Here is a 5,651-nt window from a genome sequence, read left to right as displayed (position 1 = left end):
AGCTGGTGAGAATATAGGCTAATTTGTGGCGTCTTTCGGACGCTTTTTGCGGAGCTTGCTAAAATTTTGCTTGGCAGACTATTTTGTCTAGCCTGCGCAAAATTTTAGCCGCGCAACCCCAAAAATCGCCTCGAAATACTTGCAAATTTTATTTCGTATCGCAGGCTAAATTTAACCTGCGATACTTTTAAATTTAAAGTCAAATTTATAAAATTTACTCCGCCAAAATTTAAAACTCGCAGCGCGACAACGCCAAATTAAATTTAAACCTGCGCGCAGGCACCACAAATATAATACTTAGAAAAAAAGAGAACTGTTTTAGAAATTTTAGCCAAAAGTGCACCGCGCACAGCTCAAAACATAAAATTTAAAATAAGCCGTTTTCGATATAATTTTCAAAAATTTCGGAGCGGAAAATGGGTAGAAAAGAGCTTCTGGGCGGCGCAAAACGTATCGTCGTAAAAATCGGTACCTCAACGCTTACCAATGCAGACGGTTCGCTAAATGAGCGGCTCATCAAAAGTCTAGTCGCGCAAATTTGCAAGCTAAAAGATGCGGGCTTTTGCGTGGCTTTGGTAAGCTCGGGCGCCGTGGGCGCGGGCATGGGGCTGCTAGGCATCGCACAAAGACCCAAAATTTTAAGCCGCAAGCAGGCTCTAGCGGCGGTCGGACAGGTCGCGCTGATGCATCTTTACGAGCGGCTATTTTGGGCGCATGACCGCATTATCGCGCAGCTGCTGTTAAGCCGAGGCGATTTTAGCGACAGAGTGCGCTATCTTAGCGTGCGAAACGTCTGCGCGGAGCTACTCTCGCGCGGCATCGTACCGATCATCAACGAAAACGATCCCGTCGTAGCAGATGAACTGAAAGTGGGCGACAACGACACGCTAAGCGCGCTCGTTGCGGGGCTAATCGATGCTGATCTGCTCGTGATTTTAAGCGATATCGACGGGCTGTACGACAAAAATCCGAGCGAGCATGCGGACGCGAAACTTTTAAGCTTTATCGAAAAAATCGACGAGCGCGTCGTCAAAATGGCAGGCGGCGAGGGCAGTAAATTCGGCACGGGCGGCATGGCGACCAAGATCGCGGCGGCGCAAATGGCAAATCAGATCGGAACGAGCCTGATCATCGCAAACGGGCGTACGGACGGAATTTTGCTTAAAATAGCGGCAGGCGAGGAGGTCGGCACCCTCTTTAGCGCGGGCGCGGTGCGGCTTAGCTCGCGTAAATACTGGCTCGCATACGGCGCGATCAGCAAAGGCGCGGTGATTATCGACGCGGGGGCGGCAGAGGCGATAAAATCGGGCAAAAGCCTGCTTGCGGTCGGAATTACCGAGGTGCGCGGCGAGTTTGAGCGCGGCGAGATCGTAAACGTCTGCGCGACCGACGGCAAGCTGCTGGCGCACGGCATTAGCAACTATTCAAGCTGCGAGCTTGCGCGCATAGCGGGCGTAAAAAGCGATGAGATAGAGCAGGCTTTAGGCTACAAAAGCGACGATGACGCGATACATGCGGATAATATCGCGCTACAATGAAATTTTAGCCGTGTTCGCGCGTTTAAATTTTAAACAGAGGGCGAAGATAAAAAAGATTATATTTTTTGCGCTACTTTTGACGGGTGCAGCTTGGGCGTGCAAAGAGGCAAATCCTGCTAGAATTTTTATAGAGGCTAACGACGAGGATCAAGGCGGCACGCTAAACCGCACCGAGTGGGAGAAAGCGGTACCCCCAAAGAATATCAAGCTAAAATTTACGGCGCAAGGCGCGGCGTAGACGGCAGAATTTGATGAGCTGGACACCGATAAAAACGGCGAGCTAGACGTTCTTGGGCTGCGCGGATATTATAGCTAGTGGATTACGTAAAAGCACTATGCGCGAATTAGAATGAGAAGGTTGGGCGTAATGCCGAGAAATAGCTAAAGAAGGGATTTATGGCATGAGTTTGGCTGATAGTAAATTTACAGCATAGGGAGAAATCTTTGAGAAAATGAATAAAAGCATACTTTACAATACCGCCACAAGTACGGCAGTGGCGATATTCTTTGCTAGGCTAGCCCGCGTAGCTTGCGATTTTTTATAAGTCAAGGAAACAAAATGAGTGAAATTTTGAATGAAAATATAGAATTTGGAGTGTCTTTCCTTTCGGATACTCGCTTAATTCATAGCGATGAGACCTCCAAATTGGTACTATTATAACAAAAGATGATTAAATGTATCTTGAAAGTGTAATCTGTAAAAAACTATGTGAAAACTTAGACTGTGATGCAACGAAAATGCCGGGCTTCGGTAAACTTAAAAATTCTATTGCACTGCTTCATAATAAATATTTGTTGGGTGCTTGCAAAGAAGCTGCCGTCATTATTAAAAAATATGCCAAAAATAATGTTGACATCTTTGATTTAGTCATTTCAATCTATAATAAACGCATAAAATCGCACCACGAAATGTTTTTAATCATCCATATTTTTGAAACGGCATTGCGTTCTAAAGTTGCACTAGTACTATCTGAAATTTATAGTTCAAATTCTAACGCCGACGACTGGTTTTTATACGGAAAAAATGCGAAGCTAATAAAACAAGCTGCCCACATAGCGCAGACCAAAAAGGTTAATCTAACAGAGCAAATGAATAGCTTTGAGGTGCTTGATTTATTTACGCTAGGTGATTTGCAAAACGTCATAGGCTCGAATTGGAGCGATTTCAGAGATATTTTTGCAAGCGTGTGCGAATACAAGGGGCAAAAGTTGCCAGAATACGGCACAAAAAATAGTCTTTTAAATGTATTTTCTATGATTCGTAAGGCACGCAATGATATCTTTCACAATAATCCGCCAAAAACAAAAGCAAAATCAATAACTGTAAATATTGAAATTTTGCTATTACGACTGGGGTTTAACCTAAATGATGCATTTAAAAATATATCAAATTTAAACCATATGGTAAACTTAAAATATAAATATGATTAAGGAGCGAAAATGAACGAAATTTTAGATATCTGTAAGCGCGCAAAGGCCGCTTGCGGCGAGCTTTTGAGGCTTGGTAGCAAGGCTAAATTTGAAATTTTAAACGCCGTGTCGGACGAGCTGCTCGCGCAAAAGGACGCGATAAAAGAGGCAAACGCCAAAGACCTTGCAAGCGGCGAGAAATCGGGCCTTAGCGCGGCATTGCTAGACCGCCTAAGGCTAACGGGCGCCCGTATCGAGGCTATGGCGCAGGGCGTGCGCGAGGTGGCGGGCTTCGCCGAGGTCGTGGGCGAAAATCTAGGCGGCTGGAGCCATCCAAACGGCATGCAAATCAGCCGCGTTCGCGTGCCGCTGGGGGTACTTGGTATCATCTACGAAAGCCGCCCAAACGTCAGCATCGACGCGGCGGCTCTGGCGCTAAAAAGCGGCAATGCAGCGATCCTGCGAGGCAGTGCTAGTGCGCTAAATTCAAACATTTTTTTAGTAAATTTATTTAACGAAGCGGGGGCGAAATTCGGCTTACCGACGGGCGCAGTGCAGCTCGTGGAGAGCGCTGAACGCGAAGTAGTGGCGCAAATGGCGAAAATGAGCGAGTATATCGACGTTTTGATACCGCGCGGCGGCAAGAGCTTAAAAGATTTTATCGCGCAAAACGCGACCGTGCCGATCATCATGACGGGCGCGGGGGTGTGCCACATATTCGTCGATGAGAGCGCAAATTTGAGCGAGGCCGCGAAGATAATCAAAAACGCCAAAACCCAGCGCCCAAGCGTCTGCAACGCCGTTGAGTGCGTACTTTTGCACGAGCGCGTGGCGGGCAAAATTTTACCGGGGCTTGTGCGCGAGATGCCGGAGGTCGAGTTTCGCGTAAGCGAGCAGCTGTTAGGCGCGTGCAAGACGGGGCTGCGAGGCGCAAAAAACGTCAAAACGGCTAGCGAGAGCGACTTTGGCGCGGAGTTTTTGGATCTCGTTTTGGCCGTGCGCGCCGTGCGAGATACGGATGAGGCGATCAGCTTTATAAACGCGCATTCTAGCGGGCATTCAGACGCGATTTTGAGTGAAAACTACGCAAACATCGAGCGGTTTTTAAACGAAGTCGGCAGCGCGGTCGTCTACGCCAACGCCTCGACGCGCTTTAGCGACGGTAGCGAGTTTGGATTCGGCGGCGAGATCGGCATCAGCACGCAAAAGCTGCACGCCAGAGGGCCGATGGGGGTGAGGGAGCTTACGACCTATAAATACATCGTCCGCGGAGGTGGGCAAATTCGTTAGCGGCTCGTCTTTTTCAAAAGGCTCGTCTTGCGAGCGCTTTTGAGAAAGATTTGAAATTTTAAATCTGCGACAAACCGCCTTCGCTTCGTTACACTCGCAACTGCAAGCAGAACGCAAAATTTTACGCTCCGCAGACTATATGCCTAGCGCACGCTAAATTTTGCTTCTTTTGCTTACAACTGCGAGCTTGCGAAGTAGAAAACTCGTAAAATCATCTCGCGATATTTTGCCTTTAAATTTTGCATTCAAATTTTAATTAAATTTGCATTACGGCTTAAATTTAGACTTAATTTTAAATTTTAATTCGCGATGTTTTGTTTTAAATTTCGCAGCCCGCAATCATAAATACGCCGCCGTTTAAAGCTCGATTTCGCCACGTTTTCAATCAAAATTTAACTACGTTTTTATATAATTTCCCAGAAAATAAAAACTTTTTTCAAGGCTCAAAAATGCAAGAAAATATAACCGATGAAGGCAGAAAGCAGATCATCGAAAAGGCGAAAGCCGAAGGAATGAGTGCGGCGGCATTTATGCTCTTTACGATGCTACTACCTTATGCCTCGGACTTTTTTCCGCAGTTACAAAATAAAAGCAGCGGCCCGACGACGGCGCTAGTCGTAATTACGCTTATGTATTTTTACAGAGCGCTTAAAAAGCTTCAGCCCCTGTGCAGAGCACGTCTCATCCTGTTTTTTACGCTTTATTGGACGAGCAGCATAGCGGTTGCGATATTTTTCGTGCTAGCTACAGTTTACGAAGCGGAACAATACATGTTTATTTTGTTTGTTATCGGCTTATTCATTTCGTTGGTCTTTTGTATGGTCTGCTGGATGATTTTAAATTTTAAGCTTGCTAAAATCACGCAAAAACCGCTTTTTAAAATTTACGCTCTGTGTTTCGTCGCCTCTGTAGTTTCTAGCATAGCAATAGTGGCATTGGGGGCTACAAAACACGACGCGATCTACTATATCGATACCGCATTCAGCGTGATAACAGGAGCGCTTCTGATCGTCGCGTGGCATAGCATAGACAAAATAGAGGAGATGTAAATTTACATATCTGCTACGATTTTTAAAATTTAGCGCAAGGAGTGAAATTTGAAAAATTCTGCGGCGAGCGCGCAAAGAATCCGCTGCGATTGGGCGGAGAAAAGCGATCTGGAGCGCGTATATCACGACGAGGAGTGGGGCAAGCTCATAAAGGACGATGCGAAATTTTTCGAACTCATTGTGCTCGAGGGCTTTCAGGCTGGCATCTCATGGCATGCGGTGCTGCTTAAGCGCGAGGCGATGCGAGCGGCGTTTGACGGATTTGACGCGCACAAAATTTCGCTCTACGGCGAGGAGCAGACGGCAAAATTTATGCAAAATCCCGCGCTCATCAGAAACCGCCTAAAGCTAAACTCTCTCGCCG

General features: G+C 46.6%; 6 protein-coding genes. All 6 read left to right on the top strand.

Features of this window, described 5'->3' with window-relative positions:
• Positions 1-416 precede the first annotated feature (416 nt).
• The gene (gene proB, locus Q0236_RS04680; RefSeq protein ID WP_297915591.1) at positions 417-1,538 is read left to right on the top strand and encodes a glutamate 5-kinase; all 1,122 of its coding nucleotides are present in this window, start codon (positions 417-419) and stop codon (positions 1,536-1,538) included.
• Positions 1,501-1,776: a hypothetical protein gene (locus Q0236_RS04675; protein WP_297915589.1), complete on the top strand. Its 276-nt coding sequence runs from the start codon at positions 1,501-1,503 to the stop codon at positions 1,774-1,776. The genes proB and Q0236_RS04675 overlap by 38 nt, the downstream gene beginning before the upstream one ends.
• A 437-nt stretch (positions 1,777-2,213) precedes the next feature.
• Positions 2,214-2,969, top strand: coding sequence for a CAAX protease (locus Q0236_RS04670; RefSeq protein WP_297915587.1), 756 nt, complete (start codon positions 2,214-2,216; stop codon positions 2,967-2,969).
• Positions 2,970-2,978: 9 nt separating this feature from the next.
• Positions 2,979-4,238, top strand: a complete 1,260-nt coding sequence (locus Q0236_RS04665; RefSeq protein ID WP_297915585.1) for a glutamate-5-semialdehyde dehydrogenase — start codon at positions 2,979-2,981, stop codon at positions 4,236-4,238.
• Between the two features lie 449 nt (positions 4,239-4,687).
• Positions 4,688-5,287: a hypothetical protein gene (locus Q0236_RS04660; protein WP_297915583.1), complete on the top strand. Its 600-nt coding sequence runs from the start codon at positions 4,688-4,690 to the stop codon at positions 5,285-5,287.
• 48 nt (positions 5,288-5,335) lie between these two features.
• Positions 5,336-5,651, top strand: a 316-nt coding sequence (locus tag Q0236_RS04655; protein WP_297915581.1) for a DNA-3-methyladenine glycosylase I, incomplete at its 3' end; no start/stop codon positions are given.

The sequence above is a fragment of the uncultured Campylobacter sp. genome (assembly GCF_938031315.1).
Lineage (GTDB): Bacteria > Campylobacterota > Campylobacteria > Campylobacterales > Campylobacteraceae > Campylobacter_B.
The sequence above is the reverse complement of the archived record's forward strand: the minus strand, read 5'-3'. Positions and strand labels throughout refer to the sequence as shown.

Bases quoted from the DNA above. Each gene is read 5' to 3' on its own strand.
- Q0236_RS04670 (WP_297915587.1), top strand. From the start codon at position 2,214: ATGTATCTTGAAAGTGTAATCTGTAAAAAACTATGTGAAAACTTAGAC.
- Q0236_RS04665 (WP_297915585.1), top strand. From the start codon at position 2,979: ATGAACGAAATTTTAGATATCTGTAAGCGCGCAAAGGCCGCTTGCGGC.
- Q0236_RS04675 (WP_297915589.1), top strand. From the start codon at position 1,501: ATGACGCGATACATGCGGATAATATCGCGCTACAATGAAATTTTAGCC.
- Q0236_RS04660 (WP_297915583.1), top strand. From the start codon at position 4,688: ATGCAAGAAAATATAACCGATGAAGGCAGAAAGCAGATCATCGAAAAG.
- proB (WP_297915591.1), top strand. From the start codon at position 417: ATGGGTAGAAAAGAGCTTCTGGGCGGCGCAAAACGTATCGTCGTAAAA.